At 68.7% G+C, this 15,178-nt stretch carries 18 protein-coding genes; 12 read left to right on the top strand and 6 right to left on the bottom strand.

Annotation, left to right across the window (positions count from 1 at the left end):
* The 5 genes from EJK15_RS23480 to EJK15_RS23460 all read left to right on the top strand — a co-directional run.
* On the top strand, nucleotides 1–964 hold a 964-nt coding region (locus EJK15_RS23480), incomplete at its 5' end, for a carbohydrate ABC transporter permease (RefSeq protein WP_206061060.1).
* A complete protein-coding gene (locus tag EJK15_RS23475; protein ID WP_138712610.1) occupies nucleotides 961–1,776 on the top strand; it encodes a carbohydrate ABC transporter permease in 816 nt (271 codons plus the stop codon). The genes EJK15_RS23480 and EJK15_RS23475, both read left to right, overlap by 4 nt.
* Before the next feature lie 5 nt (nucleotides 1,777–1,781).
* The gene (dgoD, locus tag EJK15_RS23470; protein WP_138712609.1) at nucleotides 1,782–2,930 is read left to right on the top strand and encodes a galactonate dehydratase; all 1,149 of its coding nucleotides are present in this window, start codon (nucleotides 1,782–1,784) and stop codon (nucleotides 2,928–2,930) included.
* A 34-nt stretch (nucleotides 2,931–2,964) separates the two neighbouring features.
* Entirely contained in the window at nucleotides 2,965–4,194 is a 1,230-nt protein-coding gene (gene manD, locus EJK15_RS23465; RefSeq protein WP_138712608.1) for a D-mannonate dehydratase ManD, read from the top strand.
* On the top strand, nucleotides 4,184–4,792 hold the full coding sequence (locus EJK15_RS23460) for a gluconokinase (protein WP_138712607.1): 609 nt from the start codon (nucleotides 4,184–4,186) through the stop codon (nucleotides 4,790–4,792). Before manD ends, EJK15_RS23460 begins: the two co-directional genes overlap by 11 nt.
* A gap of 176 nt (nucleotides 4,793–4,968) precedes the next feature.
* On the opposite strand, the gene EJK15_RS23455 is transcribed toward EJK15_RS23460, so the two are convergent.
* The 3 genes from EJK15_RS23455 to EJK15_RS23445 form a co-directional block, all read right to left on the bottom strand.
* Complete coding sequence (locus EJK15_RS23455; RefSeq protein ID WP_138712606.1) at nucleotides 4,969–5,904, bottom strand: alpha/beta fold hydrolase; 936 nt, start codon at nucleotides 5,902–5,904, stop codon at nucleotides 4,969–4,971.
* A 61-nt stretch (nucleotides 5,905–5,965) separates the two neighbouring features.
* Complete coding sequence (locus tag EJK15_RS23450) at nucleotides 5,966–6,454, bottom strand: RNA polymerase sigma factor (protein ID WP_138712605.1); 489 nt, start codon at nucleotides 6,452–6,454, stop codon at nucleotides 5,966–5,968.
* A complete protein-coding gene (locus EJK15_RS23445; protein WP_138712604.1) occupies nucleotides 6,451–6,915 on the bottom strand; it encodes a hypothetical protein in 465 nt (154 codons plus the stop codon). Before EJK15_RS23445 ends, EJK15_RS23450 begins: the two co-directional genes overlap by 4 nt.
* Before the next feature lie 72 nt (nucleotides 6,916–6,987).
* On the opposite strand from EJK15_RS23445, the gene EJK15_RS23440 reads away from it, so the two are divergent.
* A complete protein-coding gene (locus tag EJK15_RS23440) occupies nucleotides 6,988–7,467 on the top strand; it encodes a hypothetical protein (RefSeq protein WP_206061059.1) in 480 nt (159 codons plus the stop codon).
* Nucleotides 7,468–7,607: 140 nt separating this feature from the next.
* Here EJK15_RS23440 and EJK15_RS23435 read toward each other — a convergent pair whose 3' ends face one another.
* The gene (locus tag EJK15_RS23435; protein WP_138712603.1) at nucleotides 7,608–8,114 is read right to left on the bottom strand and encodes a winged helix-turn-helix transcriptional regulator; all 507 of its coding nucleotides are present in this window, start codon (nucleotides 8,112–8,114) and stop codon (nucleotides 7,608–7,610) included.
* A gap of 92 nt (nucleotides 8,115–8,206) precedes the next feature.
* On the opposite strand from EJK15_RS23435, the gene EJK15_RS23430 reads away from it, so the two are divergent.
* The gene (locus EJK15_RS23430) at nucleotides 8,207–8,647 is read left to right on the top strand and encodes a tautomerase family protein (protein ID WP_138712602.1); all 441 of its coding nucleotides are present in this window, start codon (nucleotides 8,207–8,209) and stop codon (nucleotides 8,645–8,647) included.
* A gap of 52 nt (nucleotides 8,648–8,699) precedes the next feature.
* Here the strand turns inward: EJK15_RS23430 and EJK15_RS23425 are convergent, their stop codons facing one another.
* Nucleotides 8,700–9,923: a serine/threonine-protein kinase gene (locus EJK15_RS23425; protein ID WP_171074494.1), complete on the bottom strand. Its 1,224-nt coding sequence runs from the start codon at nucleotides 9,921–9,923 to the stop codon at nucleotides 8,700–8,702.
* 61 nt (nucleotides 9,924–9,984) lie between these two features.
* On the opposite strand from EJK15_RS23425, the gene EJK15_RS23420 reads away from it, so the two are divergent.
* Nucleotides 9,985–10,338 (top strand): hypothetical protein, encoded by a 354-nt coding sequence (locus EJK15_RS23420; RefSeq protein WP_138712600.1) that lies wholly within the window; start codon nucleotides 9,985–9,987, stop codon nucleotides 10,336–10,338.
* A gap of 359 nt (nucleotides 10,339–10,697) precedes the next feature.
* Nucleotides 10,698–11,135 (top strand): nitroreductase family deazaflavin-dependent oxidoreductase, encoded by a 438-nt coding sequence (locus EJK15_RS23415; RefSeq protein ID WP_138712599.1) that lies wholly within the window; start codon nucleotides 10,698–10,700, stop codon nucleotides 11,133–11,135.
* A 575-nt stretch (nucleotides 11,136–11,710) separates the two neighbouring features.
* Here EJK15_RS23415 and EJK15_RS23410 read toward each other — a convergent pair.
* The gene (locus tag EJK15_RS23410; RefSeq protein WP_171074493.1) at nucleotides 11,711–12,394 is read right to left on the bottom strand and encodes a GntR family transcriptional regulator; all 684 of its coding nucleotides are present in this window, start codon (nucleotides 12,392–12,394) and stop codon (nucleotides 11,711–11,713) included.
* 92 nt (nucleotides 12,395–12,486) lie between these two features.
* On the opposite strand from EJK15_RS23410, the gene EJK15_RS23405 reads away from it, so the two are divergent.
* The 3 genes from EJK15_RS23405 to EJK15_RS77180 are packed head-to-tail and all read left to right on the top strand — an operon-like array spanning nucleotide 12,487 to nucleotide 15,178.
* Nucleotides 12,487–13,284 (top strand): FAD binding domain-containing protein, encoded by a 798-nt coding sequence (locus EJK15_RS23405; protein ID WP_138712597.1) that lies wholly within the window; start codon nucleotides 12,487–12,489, stop codon nucleotides 13,282–13,284.
* 11 nt (nucleotides 13,285–13,295) lie between these two features.
* Nucleotides 13,296–13,799 carry a (2Fe-2S)-binding protein gene (locus EJK15_RS23400; RefSeq protein ID WP_138712596.1) on the top strand — a complete coding sequence of 168 codons (504 nt, stop codon included), beginning with the start codon at nucleotides 13,296–13,298 and terminating at the stop codon, nucleotides 13,797–13,799.
* Nucleotides 13,799–15,178 carry a xanthine dehydrogenase family protein molybdopterin-binding subunit gene (locus tag EJK15_RS77180; RefSeq protein WP_138712595.1) on the top strand — a complete coding sequence of 460 codons (1,380 nt, stop codon included), beginning with the start codon at nucleotides 13,799–13,801 and terminating at the stop codon, nucleotides 15,176–15,178. Before EJK15_RS23400 ends, EJK15_RS77180 begins: the two co-directional genes overlap by 1 nt.

The raw sequence follows: 15,178 nt of genomic DNA, 5'->3' as shown, positions 1-15,178 counted from the left end.
CCCGCCCACCCCTGGAGACCTCATGGCAACGATCACCACCAAGGCGCCGCGCAGCGCACCCACCGCCCCCGATACGCCCGGCTGGGTGCGCTGGGCCAACGACCACCGCAAATGGCTCTTCGCCGCGCCCGCGATGACCTTCGTCGCCGCGCTGATCGTGATCCCCCTGGCCTGGACCGGCTACCTCAGCCTGACCGACACCGAGGGATCCGTCCGCGCGGAGAGCGAGTTCGTGGGCTTCCAGAACTACCTCGACGTCCTCTTGGACACCGACCGGTTCTGGCCCGCCGTCGGGCGGACCGCCACGTTCACCGTCGTTGCGCTGCTGTTCGAGCTGGTCCTCGGAATGGCGATCGCGCTGCTGCTCTGGCGGCCGTTCAAAGGGCAGAAGTGGGTACGGGTCGCCATCCTGATGCCGCTCGTCGCCACCCCGGTCGCCGTCGGCATGATGTGGCGGCTCATTTTCGACCCGAACATCGGCCTGGCCAACCAGATCCTCGGCTGGGTCGGCATCGGGCCGCAGCCGTGGCTCGCCGGCCAGCACTCGGCCCTGCCCACCACGATCTTCATCGACGTGTGGCAGTGGACGCCGATGGTGGTGCTGATCCTGCTCGCCGGGCTCACCTCGTTGTCGGACGAGCCGCAGGAGGCGGCGCGGATCGACGGCGCCAGCACCTGGCAACGTTTCCGCCACGTCACCCTGCCGCTGCTGATGCCCACGGTGACCGTGGCGATCCTGCTGCGCGGCATCGACGCGCTGAAGACCTTCGACATCCTCTACGCCACAAAGGGCCGCGGTGGCGGTTCGTTCCACGAGGTGGAGACCCTCAACGTGTACGCCTACGGCCTCAGCTTCGACTACAACGAGTACGGCGTCTCCTCCACCGTTCTCATCCTCTTCTTCCTGATCATCATCGGGGCGATGTGGGCCCTGACCGCCCGGCGCAAGGAGACGCAGCGATGAAGCCCCGACCCGCGTACCAGGTGTTCCGGGTGGTGGCGCTCACCTTCGTGGTGCTCACACTGATCGCGCCGCTGCTCTGGATGATCACCGCGTCGTTCAAGACCAACGTCGACATCTACGACCCGGGCAAGGCGCTGGGTTTCTCGCCCACCATGGACAACTACGCCAAGGTGCTCCAGCAGGCGAACTACGTCGAGTTCATCGTCAACAGCCTCTGGGTGGCGTTCGCCGCCACCGTGGCGTCGCTGATCCTCGGCCTGCCGGCCGCGTACTCGATGAGCCGGTTCAACATGAAGAAGTCCGCGCTGGTGGTGCTGATGGCCCGGGTCATCCCCGGCGTCTCGCTGCTGGTGCCCTGGTACTACGTCTTCTCCAACCTGAAGATGGTCGGCGGCTTCGGGGTGCTGATCCTCAGCCACATGTTCGTCTCGCTGCCCCTGGTGGTCTACATCATGATGGGCTACTTCGACAGCGTGCCCGAGGAGTTGGAGGAGGCGGCGCTGGTCGACGGGCTGACCCACATCGGCGCGTTCCGCCGCATCATGCTGCCGCTGTCCGTGCCGGGTATCGCCACCGCTGGGATCCTGTCCGTCATCTTCTCCTGGAACAATTTCATGTTCGCGCTCGTGCTCTCCGACGCCGACACCAAGACGCTGCCCGTGGCGATCTTCGACTTCGTCGGCTACGCCAGCATCGACTGGGGCGGCCTGATGGCCGCGGCCACTGTGGTCACCCTGCCGATCATGCTGATCGCCCTGTTCGTGCAGAAGTATGTGGTCTCCGGCCTCACCGCCGGCGCGACAAAGGGCTGACCGGCATGACGACCATCGCGCGCATAGAGACCTTCCTTGTCGCCCCCCGTTGGCTCTTCGTCCGGGTGGAGACCGGCTCCGGGATCGTCGGCTGGGGTGAGGCCACCTGCGAGGGGCGATCCGAGACCGTCCGGGCCGCCATCGACCAGCTCGCGGAGCTGCTGATCGGCCGGGACGCGCTGCGCATCGAGGACCACTGGCAGGTGCTGACCAAGGGCTCGTTCTACCGGGGCGGTCCCATCCTGGCGAGTGCCGTGGCGGGCCTCGACCAGGCCCTCTGGGACATCGCCGGCAAGCACTTCGGCGCCCCGGTACACCAACTGCTCGGCGGTCCGGTCCGGGACCGGATCCGGGTGTACGGCTGGGTCGGCGGCGACGAGCCCAGCGAGGTCCGCGACCACGTCGCCGCCCAGGTCGAGGCCGGGCTCACCGCGGTGAAGATGAACGCCTCCGGCAGGATGAGCCCGGTTGCCTCAGTCGCCGAGCTGAACGGCGTGGTCGCCCGGGTGGCCGCCGCCCGCGAGGTGCTCGGCGACGACCGCGACGTCGCCGTCGACCTGCACGGGCGGTTCACCCTGGCCAACGCTCGCCGGGTGGCGCCGCTGCTGGAGCCGTATCGGCCCCTGTTCCTGGAGGAGCCGGTCGTCCCGGAGAACTCGCACCTCATCGGCGAGTTCGTCCGCTCGACCGCCATCCCGGTGTCGACCGGGGAGCGGCTCCACAGCCGGCAGGAGTTCCTGCCCGTCTTCCAAGCCGGCATCGCGGTCGCCCAGCCGGATCTCTCGCACGCCGGCGGCATCACCGAGGTACGCAAGATCGCCGCGCTCGCCGAGGTGTACGACGTGCAGCTCGCCCCGCACTGCCCGCTCGGCCCGATCGCCCTCGCGGCCTGCCTGCAGGTCGGCTTCGTCACGCCGAACTACCTGATCCAGGAACAGAGCATCGGCATCCACTACAACCTTGGCGCAGAGGTGCTCGACTACTGCCTCGACAAGACCCCGTTGACTTTCGTGGACGGGCACATCGAGCGGCTTACCGCGCCCGGCCTGGGTATCGAGGTCGACGAGCAGGCGGTCCGCGCCGCCGGCAAAAGGGGACACGCCTGGCGCAGCCCCATCTGGCGGCACCGGGACGGTTCCTACGCGGAATGGTGACCATGACCCTCGACCTCGCGAGAAAGGCACCCACGTGAAGATCATCGCAGCGGACGTCATCGTCACCAGCCCCGACCGTAACTTCGTCACCCTCAAGATCACGACGGATGAGGGGATCACCGGGCTGGGCGACGGCACCCTCAACGGGCGGGAGCTGTCGGTCGCGTCGTACCTGGCCGACCACGTTGTCCCCTTGCTGATCGGGCGGGACCCGCATCGCATCGAGGACACCTGGCAGTTCCTCTACCGCTCGGCGTACTGGCGGCGAGGGCCCGTCACCATGGCCGCCATCGCGGCCGTGGACGTGGCGCTGTGGGACATCAAGGCCAAGACCGCCGGAATGCCGCTCTACCAGCTGCTCGGCGGAGCCTCCCGGAACGGGATCATGGCGTACGGGCACGCCTCGGGCCGGGACCTGCCCGAGCTGTTCGACTCGATCCGCCGGCACCTGGAGATGGGTTACCGGTCGATCCGGGTGCAGACCTCCGTACCGGGCGTCAAGGCCGTGTACGGCGTGGCAGCCCAGCCCAGCGTCGACGGCAAGCGGTACGACTACGAGCCGGCCCAGCGCACCGCGCTGCCTGCCGAAGAGGACTGGGACACCCGCGCCTACCTACGCCACCTGCCCGGCGTCTTCGAGGCGGTGCGCAACGAGTTCGGCCCCGAGCTGCCGCTGTTGCACGACGGGCACCATCGAATGACCCCCATCCAGGCCGCCAAGCTCGGCAAGGCCCTCGAGCCGTACGACCTGTTCTGGCTGGAGGATTGCACGCCGGCGGAAAACCAGGAGGCGCTGCGCCTGGTTCGCCGGCACACCACGACCCCGCTGGCCATCGGCGAGGTCTTCAACACCGTGTGGGACTACCAGACCCTGATCCGCGAACAGCTCATCGACTACGTCCGCTCCGCCGTCACCCACACCGGGGGGATCACGGCCATGCGGAAGCTACTCGACTACGCCGCTCAGTACCAGATCAAGTCCGGCATCCACGGCCCGACCGACATCTCGCCGGTCGGCATGGCAGCCGCCCTGCACCTGGACCTGGCAATCCACAACTTCGGTATCCAGGAGTACATGCAGCACGGCCCGGCGACCAACGAAGTGTTCCAGCAGTCGTTCAGCTTCGCCGACGGCTACCTGCACCCCGGTGGGCTGCCGGGACTCGGCGTGGAGCTCGACGAGGAGGCCGCGGCGCGCTACCCGTACCTAGCGGCATACCTGCCGTTCAACCGGCTCAAGGACGGCACCGTCCATGACTGGTGAGCGCCGGCCCACCCGGCACATCGTCGTCATGGGCGTGTCGGGCGCGGGCAAGACGACCGTGGCCCGCGGGATCAGCGAGCTGACCGGGCTGCGGTTCGCCGAGGCGGACGAGTTCCACCCAGAGGCGAACGTGGCGCGGATGCGGGCCGGCATCCCGCTGGACGACGCGGACCGCTGGCCGTGGCTGCGTGACCTGGCCTCCTGGATGGCCGCCCGGCACGTCGAAGGCGTCTCCACAGTGCTGGCCTGCTCGGCGCTCAAGCGCTCCTACCGGGACGTGCTACGACAGGGCCCGCCGGACGTGGAGTTCGTCCACCTCGACGGGTCTGCGAAGCTGATCCGGGACCGGATGACCCGCCGCACCGACCACTACATGTCGGCCGGCCTGCTCGACTCGCAACGGGCGATCCTGGAGCACCTCGGCCTGGAGGAGTCCGGGATGGTGCTGGAGGTGGCGCTGTCGCCGGACGAGCTGGTGGCGGCCGTGGTCGCCCGGCTCGGCCTGCCGCCGGCCACGCCGGCCACCCACCCGGCGACCGGCCGCTCCGGGCCGCGTGCCCGATCCGGTCTTGGTCAGCCGGGCGGCGCGTCCGCGTAGATCCAGCATTTCTCCACCGAGCACCGAGCCATCAAGCCTACGAGAGCGGTCACCGTCGTCGGCGGGTGCTGGGGCTCGCCCTGGTGCGCCCCAGCTGGGGCACCGGCACGAAACGGCTCCTGACCATATGCGGCAGGGGGCTTGGGTGAAAGGGCCCTCGGGGATCCCGGGAAGCCCTATCTGGTGGTCAGGAAGTCCGCCAGCAGCCCGGTGACCTGCTCCGGACAGTCGGTAGTGAGGGCATGGCCGCAGCCGTCGAGTTCGTGGATCTCAGCGGCGGGCATGAGCCGGTCGAACTCGCGCGCCTGCCACACGGGGTTGACCGTGTCCTGTCTGCCCCATATCACCAGCGTGGGCGTGGTCGTGCGCGGCATGGCGGCGCGGGTCTCGCGCCAGTCGAGACCGCGTTCGAGGAGGTACTGGCTCTCCAGGTTGCCGGCGAAGGTCCCCGGCGCCCAGAAGGCGTCCACGTCTTCTTCGGTCACGCGGTTCTGGTTGACGTGGATGCGCTTGAGCGCCTCCAGCGAGCTGGACCGGTCGGCGTAGTACCAGTTGTTCCACAGCTCGCCGATGGCCGGATATTTCATGATCTCGTAGACCCAGGTGTCGCGCGTGGCCGCGCCGGAGGGTGCCAGGAGCAGCAGGCTGTTCACCCGCTCCGGGTGGCGCTGCGCGTAGGCCAGGGCCCAGCCGCCGCTCCATGACAGGCCGCCCAGGGCTGGGCGCTGGATACCCGCCGCGGCCAGGAAGCTGCCGATCGCGCCGGTCATCCCGTCCAGATCCCAGGTGAAGTTCCGGTCCTTCAACGTGGTGAAGCCCTGTCCGGGCAGGTCCACCACATAGACGGTGTGCTCGCGGGCCAGCCTCGGCAGCTGGTGGCGCCAGCCGTACACCCAGGAAGCCCCGGGAGAGAGCAGCACCACAGGCGAGCCCGTGCCCTGTTTGACGTAGTGGAAACGAGCCAGCGGGGTGTCCAGGAAGCGGGAGTTCTGCAGGTACGCGGGCCGGTAGCCGGTTGCCTGCGCCGGGCGGTAGCCGTACGCGCCGTACAGGACGGCGCAGACGAGCAGCGTGAGGATCGAGGCCAGGGCGGCGAGGAGGCGAAGTCGCATCAGTACGTCCCATCTGTGTGAAGTCACTCCCAAAGAGGACGCAGGACCCGCGGAGGTTCCCTCAGGGCTGCCAGGCCTTGCGAAAGCTCTGCCGCGCCCGCGCCAGCCGGGACTTGACCGTGCCCACAGGGACCTCCAGCAGCCTGGCCGCGGCGGCCTCGTCGAGCCCCTCGACGTCGCGCAGCACCAGCACGGCGCGATGCTCGGGCGAGAGCCGTTCCAGCACGTCGCGGATATCCACCGCCCGCTCCACGTCCTGGCGCGACGGGAGCTCGGCCAGGTCGACGGCGCTGGTACGGCTGCCGTTCCTGGCGATCCTGACCGACTCCCGCACCGCTATCGCCCTGGCCCAGCCGTACAGCGCCGCGGGCTCGCGCAGCGAACGCAGATTCCTGAAGATGGCGATCAGCGTCTCCTGGACCGCGTCCTGGCCGCTGTCGAGCGCGATGGGCCCGCAGATCCGGCCCAGGAACGGTGTCAGCTCGGTGAGCAGATCATTCATCGCCATCGTGTCACCGCGCTGGGCGGCCAGGACGAGTGCCGCCGTCATCGGGCCCGCTCCACGATCCGGTCCGCCAGCCGGGCCAGTGCCTTCTCCCCCGCCGCCCGCACGCCCAACGGCACCAGAGCCGACCGTCCCGGCACACGGACGCCGCCCGTCTGCGCGACCAGAGTTCCTCCCGGCACGGCCGTCGCCGCCAGGCCCACCAGGAGAAACCTGCTCTGCATCCAGCACCAGCCTGGCCGCAGGTCGACGTCCAAGCGGGCGCGCATGCCGTACTTGCTGCGGGCCTCGGCCAGCAGTCGCCCGTCGCCCTTGTCGGCGACGATCCGCAGGTGCCGCATGTCGGGCTCGAAGGTGCCGAACTCCCTTTCCAGGTCACTTGCCACCTCCCAGACCCGCTCGAAGGAGGCAGGGATGATCCTCTCGGCGACGTGCGCGCCGGGGATGGCGGCGGCGAGGACGCGCAGTCTGCGTACGGGATCGAGTTCGGCGATGGGCCAGTTCATATTCGTGCAGAGGCGGCACGGAAGCGAAAGGTTCCATGGAACCTTCGGCACATTCGCCGCCTCCTGAAGGGCATGAACATCTCACGTACTGGTGCCTTCGTGGCCGCCGTCCTCCTCCTTGACGCCCTGGCGCACCTGTTCTGGCTGATCCGGCCCGCGGCCGATCCGCGCGCGCTCTCGCTGGCCGTGCTCAACTTCGAGGTGCCCTTCACCGCACGGATCCTGCTGCCGCTGATCCTGCTGCTGAGCATGGCGGCACTGTCGGTGGTGGCGGTCTCCAATGGCCGGGGCGGGTGGGTGGCCAAGGCGGTCACGCTCGCCCTGGGCACCGGAGTGCTGGTGCGCGGCGAACTCGGACTCGCGTGGGCCTTCGGTTCCGGCACGGACACCGGCACCCCTTTCTACTGGCTCAACCTGTTCATTTACACCCCGCTGTGCCTGACCATGGCCGTCGCCGTCGGCTTCATCCTGATGAGCCCGGGCCGGCGGGGCGATGACATTGATGATCGATTCCTGGATGTCGGCGACCGGGCGGGGCTCGTGGGCAGATGAGGAAGCGCCCATGTGCATGCGTGGTCGCGGGACGGGGAAGCTTCGCCCTCTCCTCCTCCACCACCTACAAGGGGGACCCGTCATACCGGCACCGTCCATGTCCACCACACCGGCACCATGGGCAGCAATGTGCCCTGCCGTCACGGCCGGTCCGGTTGGGTGAGTCGTTGGGCGAGAATCCGGGTGCCGGGGCCCGCTCGGCCTCCAGGGCCGGGGTGCACCTTGACGTCGTCGGCATCGACCCGCATCCCACAGTGCGGGCAGACGATCAGCGGGGTGAAGAGGTTTCCGCACGGCCGGTGTTCGAGGGTGGCCGGAGGGCCGTCCGTCAGCCCGGCCCACCGGTTGCCCCACCCCATCAGGGCCATCAGCACCGGGATGAAATCGCGGCCGGCTTCGGTGAGGCCGTACTCATGGCGTGGGGGACGCTCCTGGTAACGGCGCCGTTCGAGGATCTGCTGATCGACCAGGTGGTCGAGCCGGGCGGCCAGCAGGTTACGCGAGATCCCGAGATCGGCGACCAGATCGTCGAAGCGGCTGACGCCCAAATAGACGTCACGCAGGATGAGGGGCGTCCACCAGTCCCCCACGATCTCCAGGCTGCGGGCGATGGCGCAGCTCATGTCGGCAAAACTGGTACGGCGCATGCCGTTCAGCTTAGAGGGTTGCCTTATTGAATGCACTTGGGTAGCTTCCCAGTGGAAGTAAGTTCAATAAGGCAACCCTCTAAGGGGAAGACATGCCATTCGTCGAAGTGTTCGCTCCTCGCGGCGCGCTGCGCGAGGAGCAGCGCACACGCTTGTCCGAGGAACTCGTCGCGGAGGTCATGCAGGTGGAGGGTGCGCCGGACACCGCGGCCGCGAGATCCATATCCTGGCTGGTGTTCCACGACGTGGAGGCCTGGTCCGTCGGCGGGCTCGCAGTGGCAGCGGACGAACCGGCCAGATACCTGGTCCGGGTGAGCGTTCCAGCCGGCTCCTTGGACGATGGCAAGCGCGACGAGATGATGCGGCGGGTCACGGCCGTGCTGGCCAAGGCCGACGACGATCCCGACCGGCTCTACACCGAGCCGTCCGCATGGGTGCACATCGTCGAGATCCCTGACGGGAACTGGGGGGCGTTCGGCCGCGTCGTCCGGCTCCCCGACATCGTGAATTTCGTTCTCGGGCAGCCCAGCTGACTAACCCGGCGCAGGGACGGGGCTTCTCGCTATCCACCAGCGGCGGCGACCGTCATTTCGAGCCGTGCTTCTTTGTCTTGACCTTCTTGACCTTCTTAGCCGGCCCATGCGGGATGTCGGCCGTGTAGGTGGAGATGGGCGGTTCCGTACGAGCGGGCTCCGGCTCGCTCCTGGCGGCATGGCGCCGGGTCGAGACGAGGTGGGCGGCCAGCAGCACGGTGTTCGGCTCGAGGGTGGTGGGCGGCGGATTGGGCTCTGTCCTGGCTGCCGGATGGGGCGTGCCCGGCTCGTCGCCCCACCACGAGGTGGTCGCCATCACGCTGACGATCAGGGCCGCGATGGCGGCCGCCTGCCTCCAGTGCTCGACAACCCGCTGCCGATACGGGGCCCGTTCCCTGAGCGGACGGCCGCCGGACGAGCCGGTGATCCGCCCGCCGTCACCATCAATGGTCAGAGTCTCCAAAGAGACCGGAATGACCGGTTGCTCACACAGGGCGGACAGTTGCTCGTGAGCACGGACCGCGTCCGTACGTCGATCCGGATCCTTGTCCAGCAGCCCGGCGATGATCGGGGCGAGCGGCCCGGCGTGCTCGAACGGGGCCGGGTCCGAGGTCAGCACCGCGGACAGGGTGGCCAGCTCGCTACTGAGCCCGAACGGGGCACGGCCCTCGACCGCCGCGTACAAGGTGGCGCCCAGCGACCACAGATCGGCCTGCGGCGTGGCGGGGCCGCCGCGGGCGCGTTCGGGGGCGATGTAGGCGGGTGTACCGACGACAGTGCCCTCCTGGGTGAGGCGCGCCTGGTCGTCCAGGGTGCTGGCCAGCCCGAAGTCGGTCAGGATGGCGTGCCGGTCGTCGGTGATGAGGATGTTGGCGGGCTTGATGTCGCGGTGCACGATGCCGCCGGCGTGGGCGGCGCGCAGGGCGTCCAGCATTTCGAGCCCGATTCGGGCGACCGCGGACGCGGGCAGCGGCCCCCGTTCGATGATCACCTGGGCGAGGCTGGGGGCGGCGACGAGCTGCAGCACAATCCACGGCCGCTCGTCGGCGACCACCACGTCGTACACGGCCGCGATGCGCGGGTGGCTCAACCGCGCGGTCAGGCGCGCCTCGCGCAAGGTACGCCCGAGCAGCGCCTCGCGCTCCGGCCCCGGCCGGTGCGGGATGCGAACCTCCTTGACCGCCACCTGCCGATCCAGCAGCTCGTCATGAGCGCGCCAGACCCTGCCCATGGCCCCCCGGCCCAGCTCGGCCAGCAGCCTGTACCGAGCCGCCAATAACCATCCTTCATAGCCTGCAACGGGCATGACGACATGCGTACCCGATCATCGTCCACACATGCACGCGAACGCCAAGGGGTCAGAGCCGGCGTCCGACGCCGCCTTCTGGCATGCGATCAGCAGCACTGGATCCCAGAGCAGGACCAGCGCGGAGCTCGGCCCGGGAGATGACCGCCTCGATCGCCTCCCACACCCAGGGTTCTTCCTCCGGGCCGCCGCAACCGTTGGACTCAAACAGCGCCTCTACCTGGTGGAGGTCGTAGCAGACGGTGGTGAGCTCCTGGGAGCACGACCTGCGCTCCATCATGAACACCCGTCTTCTACACCGATCGCACCGACCGGTACGCGTGGTGGTCTCGCCGACGATGAGGAGATTCCAAGTGTGATGAAAATCGTGACGAAATTCAGTTAATGACCCATGCCGATCGCCAAGACCAGTCTCCAGTCTCGTGCGCCGGTCCACATCGGTGCGATCCAGGCTCAAGTGCGTCCCCTGGTCCGGCAACCGCGCTCGGATTCGCCATCCTGATCGCCTTTGCCTATATGCTGCCTACCGATGTGTACGGCATATACGCGCGAAGGCCTCTCCGACGCGGCGGACCTGGAGCGCGCAGTACGAGATCATCGTGCCGCTTCCCGTCGCCCGTGGCCGCCTGGTCGAGGCAAGAGTTCGGCACCAGAACGCGTGACATCGCCGTACGGGCTGGCTACATGGTTTCCACGGACCTTCGACCTCGAAGGCCGCAAGCACAGCAAATGGAGGAGTCTTCGATGAACCCCACGGACAGCCCCATCGATTGGGTCGCCAGGCATATCAAGGAGTACATCGAGACGGACGGGCGCAAAGGGCACCGGCGGTGGGGGGTGACGACGCTGCTGCTCATCACGCGGGGGCGAAGGTCAGGTCTGCCACGAAGGACGGCACTGATCTACGGAATGGACGGTGAGCGGCTGGTCATCGTGGGATCGAACGGAGGTGCGGACGCGCACCCTGCCTGGTATCTCAACCTGCTCGCCGAACCGTCTGCGCACGTGCAGGTGGGGGCGGAACGTTTTGCCGTGACGGGCGTGGAAGCGGAGGGGGAGGAGCGGGAACGGCTGTGGGAGATGATGGCGGGACTCTGGGCGGACTACGAGCGATATCGAACCAAGACCAGCAGGGCGATTCCGGTAGTGGTGCTGGAACGGGCCAGTCCCAGTGCCGACTAGCGATCTTTGGTCTCGCGTCGTGCCCCGCCTTGATCAGACGATCGCGCAGATGCCCGATGCGTGTCCCCTTACGGAGAAGCGGTCGAATGTCTGCCTCGAACTCCTCGGGACGCTTCGCGGTGCCCTTGGACTTCTGCCGGTTGGGCTAGAGCGACTGGGCCCCGGGCTTGGCCGGCGTGGGCCGTGCCCGGGGCGAGGGCGTGGTCCGGCCGGGGGGCGCCATTCCCGTCGGCCAGGCCGTGGCCCGGGACATCGGCCAGCTGCGGCCAGTGCTGCTTGGCATGCAGGTAGAGCCGCTGAGCCGGAACCGACCGTCGGCGCCGACCATCGGCTTGCCGGTGCCGCGCTGGGCAGTGCCCGAGGTCCACGTCGTGGTGCGGCTGTTCCTATCGCGCATCGAGAGCACGGCTCCGGCCAGGCCATCCTGCTTGGTCAGCCGGTCCACCTGCGCCTGGACGCGCCGGCACCACCGTCGCCGGAGGATGCGTCCTCGCCGTAATCGCTCTCCGCCCGTGTCCTGGCACCGGCGAGGCCGAAAGGACCGGCTGAAAGGAGCTTCGTCACGCGTTCCGGTCCTAATGTTTCGGCGTTCCGTACGGGTCGTGCGGCGTGTCGGCATAGGCCCACTGGTGGTCGCGGGCGTGACGGCAGGCCACCTCGACGTCCCCGGCGTGCATGACGTCCAGTAGCTCGCGGTGCTCGTCGGCGACCCGCTCGAGTTCCGGCCTGGTGACCATCAGAGCGATGGCCGTGCGCGCCTCGATCTGCAGCGCCTCCCAGGCGCGGGTCAGCAGCACGTTGCCGCCGGCCTGCACGACGTGCCGGTGAAACCGCGCGCTGGCCAGGCCGATGCCGTGCGCGTCGTTGTCCTGGGCGCAGCGGTACATCTCCTCGACCGCCTCCTCCAGCCGGTCGAAGGGGAGGGTTCCGGCCAGCATGGCGAGCCGCGTCGCAGTCTCCTCCAGGGCCGCCCGTACGATGTACGCCTCGCGGATCGTCTGCTCGGCGAAGGGAAGCACCCGGCTGCCGTGACGAGGCTGACTCTCGATGAGGCCGAGACCCTCGAGCTGCCGAAGCGCCTCCCGAACCGGGGCCTGACTCGTTCCGAACTCGATGGCGATCTTCGTCTCGATCAGCCGGTCGCCCTCGCCGAGTTCGCCGGAGACGATCCGTTGCAGCAGACCGTCGCGGATCTGCCGGCTCAGCGTCGGTCGCGCGGAGCGCGGGACGGTGGACGGGATCCCTGTGGGTTCTGACAACAAACCTCCTGTGACGTTGAGGGGCCAGAGAACCCTTGACTCTTAAATCATGCCACGTATGTTAATTATCGATATCGATAATTGGAGTGCGCATGCTGACCTCCGTTCAGACATCCGAGAGCCCCGAAGCGGCTCATGCGGCACTTCAGGCCGGGGCCGTGCCCCTCGGAGGCGGCACCTATCTGATGGCCCGGCTGAACGATCAAGCCGGCGGCGACCTGCGGCTGGTCAGCCTGCGCAGGGCGGGATTATCCGGCATCGACGTCGAAGGCGACATGGTGGCCCTGGGCGCGGCCACCACTCTCGCGGAGATCGAGGACGACGATCGGTTGAACTACCTGTCCGGCTGTGTGCGGTCGATCGCCTCGCCGCCGGTTCGCAGCCTCGCCACAGTGGCCGGCAATCTTTTCGTGCCGCAACCGTACGGCGACCTGGCGGCGGCTCTTCTGGCCCTGGACGCGGAGCTGGACGTGCTCGGCGCCGACGGCGCACGCCGCGAGCCGCTCGAGCGGGTCGTCACCGATGACCTGCGGGCGGGCGACTTGGTGACCCGCGTCCGGTTCACCGCTCCGGCCAAGGACGCGTTCCGGTTTTACAAGGCGAGCCGGCGGCGGCTCAACTCAGGATCCATCGTGACGGTGGCGGCCCGGATCACGATCGAGGACGGCCTGGTCGGCGACATCCGTCTCGTGCTCGGCGGCGTGGCGCGCCGCTTGGTGCGTGCGGTCGGCGCAGAACGCGTTCTGCTGGGCGCGCCGCTGAACGCCGAAGTCGTCGCCCAGGCGGCCGAAGCCGACGTCATCAAGCCGTTCGACGACGCCTACGCCTCCGCCTGGTACCGCGCCCGGGTCTACCCCGTCCACCTGCGTCGCGCCCTGCTCGGGGCCTGAAAGGGGATCGCATGCCCTCGAGAATCGTCACGCTCAAGCTGAACGGCACCGAGCGGGAGCTGATCGCCCGGCCGTCGACGACGCTGCTGAGCGCACTGCGCGAAACGTTCGGGCTGATGGGGGCCAAGCGCGGCTGCGCGCAAGGAGGCTGCGGCAGTTGCACGGTGCTACTGGACGGCCGGCCCGTGGTCTCGTGCCTGATCCCCGTCGTGACGATCGACGGCTCTACCGTGGAGACGATCGAGGGCTTGGCCGACGGCGACCGGCTCGGCGACGTACAGCAGGCGTTCGTCGACCTCTTCGCGACGCAATGTGGGTTCTGCACCCCCGGGATGATCATGTCCGCCACGGCACTGCTCAACCGGAAGCAGAATCCGACCCGTCAGGATGTCACCGAGGCGATCTGCGGCAACGTCTGCCGCTGCACGGGATACGAGCCGATCATAGCCGCCGTCCTCGCCGCCGCGGAACGCCGCCGCGGCACCCCGCTCGCGAACGCGGAGGCCGAGGTCTGATGGCGCGCGTCACCCCGATCGACACCGCGTACTTCAAGGACGAGCGTGCGGGCGACTTCACCGTCATCGGCTCCGCCGTCCCGCGCTCGGACGCCCGCGGTCACGTCACCGGCCGCACGGTCTTCTTCGAGGACATGACGCTGCCGGAGATGACGCACGTCAAGATCCACCGGTCCACGCGGCACCACGCCCTCATCAACCGGGTCGACGTCTCCGGCGCCCTCGGGGTCCCGGGCGTGCTTCGTGTCATCACCCACGAGGATGTGCCGAACAACTGGTACACCGTCCTGCGCCTGATCGGCGTGGGGCCCGACGACGAGCCGGTGCTGGCCGTGGATCGGGTCCTCTACCGCGGCGAGCCGATCGTCGCCGTGGTCGCCGAGACCGAGGACGCCGCCCGCGAGGGCGCGGCCCGGGTCGCGGTCGACTACACCGACCTGCCCGCCGTCCTCGACGTCGAGGAGGCGCTGGCCGACGGCGCCCCGATCATCAAGCAGGCGGGCGCCAACCACTTCGTGTACGAGGGACATCACTGCCGCCGGATCCGTTTCGGCGACGTCGACCGGGGCTTCGCGGAGGCGGACCACATCATCGAGGGCCGCTACAGCTCCTCGCCGATCGAACACGCGCCGACCGAGCCGACCGGCTGCATCGTCGTCCCCCAGGGCGACGGCCGGCTCCGGATACACACCAACACCCAGGCCGCCTTCTTCACCCTCGACAACACCGCGCTCATCCTCGGTGTCCCGCCCACCAGCCTGCGCGTCGTCGGGGGCACCGTGGGGGGCGGCTTCGGCGGCAAGGTCGACGTCATCGTCGAGCCGCTCGCCTGCATCGCCGCCACGCTCACCGGCCGGCCCGCCAAGTATGTCTACAGCCGCGCCGAGGAGATGCAGGTGTCGTCCCCGCGCGCGGCCGAGCGCATCTCCATCAAGGACGGCATCATGGACGACGGCCGGATCGTCGCCCGCAACATCACGCTCTACGTGGACGCGGGCGCGTACTCCCGGCACAGCCCGTACGGCACCACCAAGGCGGCGGCGCACATGCCCGGCCCGTACACGATCCCGAACGTCCACGTCGACGCCTACTGCGTCTACACGAACCGGACACCGTCCAGCGCCATGCGCGGGTTCGGCGTCACGATCGGCGACTTCGCGCTGGAGTCGCACATGGACCGCATCGCCCGGGAGCTGAACATGGACCCGCTGCAGCTTCGGCTCAAGAACGCCTACCGGGACGGCGACATGAAGGCGCATCGCAAGATCGCGTCCGGCACGGCGCTGGTCGAGGTGATCCAGAGCGCCGCCGACCTGGTGGGGCACGACCTTCCGCCGGAGTACCGGGCGATGTCGTCGACCGAGCGATCGGAGGGCTGA

It is taken from the genome of Nonomuraea basaltis (genome assembly GCF_005893125.1).
Taxonomy (GTDB): Bacteria; Actinomycetota; Actinomycetes; order Streptosporangiales; family Streptosporangiaceae; genus Nonomuraea; species Nonomuraea basaltis.
The sequence above is the reverse complement of the archived record's forward strand: the minus strand, read 5'-3'. Positions and strand labels throughout refer to the sequence as shown.

Excerpts from the sequence above, each read along its gene's own strand:
- EJK15_RS23475 (WP_138712610.1), top strand. The coding sequence starts at position 961 with ATGAAGCCCCGACCCGCGTACCAGGTGTTCCGGGTGGTGGCGCTCACC.
- dgoD (WP_138712609.1), top strand. The coding sequence starts at position 1,782 with ATGACGACCATCGCGCGCATAGAGACCTTCCTTGTCGCCCCCCGTTGG.
- EJK15_RS23460 (WP_138712607.1), top strand. The coding sequence starts at position 4,184 with ATGACTGGTGAGCGCCGGCCCACCCGGCACATCGTCGTCATGGGCGTG.
- EJK15_RS23455 (WP_138712606.1), bottom strand. The coding sequence starts at position 5,904 with ATGCGACTTCGCCTCCTCGCCGCCCTGGCCTCGATCCTCACGCTGCTC.
- EJK15_RS23450 (WP_138712605.1), bottom strand. The coding sequence starts at position 6,454 with ATGACGGCGGCACTCGTCCTGGCCGCCCAGCGCGGTGACACGATGGCG.
- EJK15_RS23445 (WP_138712604.1), bottom strand. The coding sequence starts at position 6,915 with ATGAACTGGCCCATCGCCGAACTCGATCCCGTACGCAGACTGCGCGTC.
- EJK15_RS23440 (WP_206061059.1), top strand. The coding sequence starts at position 6,988 with ATGAACATCTCACGTACTGGTGCCTTCGTGGCCGCCGTCCTCCTCCTT.
- EJK15_RS23435 (WP_138712603.1), bottom strand. The coding sequence starts at position 8,114 with ATGCGCCGTACCAGTTTTGCCGACATGAGCTGCGCCATCGCCCGCAGC.
- EJK15_RS23430 (WP_138712602.1), top strand. The coding sequence starts at position 8,207 with ATGCCATTCGTCGAAGTGTTCGCTCCTCGCGGCGCGCTGCGCGAGGAG.
- EJK15_RS23420 (WP_138712600.1), top strand. The coding sequence starts at position 9,985 with ATGCACGCGAACGCCAAGGGGTCAGAGCCGGCGTCCGACGCCGCCTTC.
- EJK15_RS23415 (WP_138712599.1), top strand. The coding sequence starts at position 10,698 with ATGAACCCCACGGACAGCCCCATCGATTGGGTCGCCAGGCATATCAAG.
- EJK15_RS23405 (WP_138712597.1), top strand. The coding sequence starts at position 12,487 with ATGCTGACCTCCGTTCAGACATCCGAGAGCCCCGAAGCGGCTCATGCG.
- EJK15_RS23400 (WP_138712596.1), top strand. The coding sequence starts at position 13,296 with ATGCCCTCGAGAATCGTCACGCTCAAGCTGAACGGCACCGAGCGGGAG.
- EJK15_RS77180 (WP_138712595.1), top strand. The coding sequence starts at position 13,799 with ATGGCGCGCGTCACCCCGATCGACACCGCGTACTTCAAGGACGAGCGT.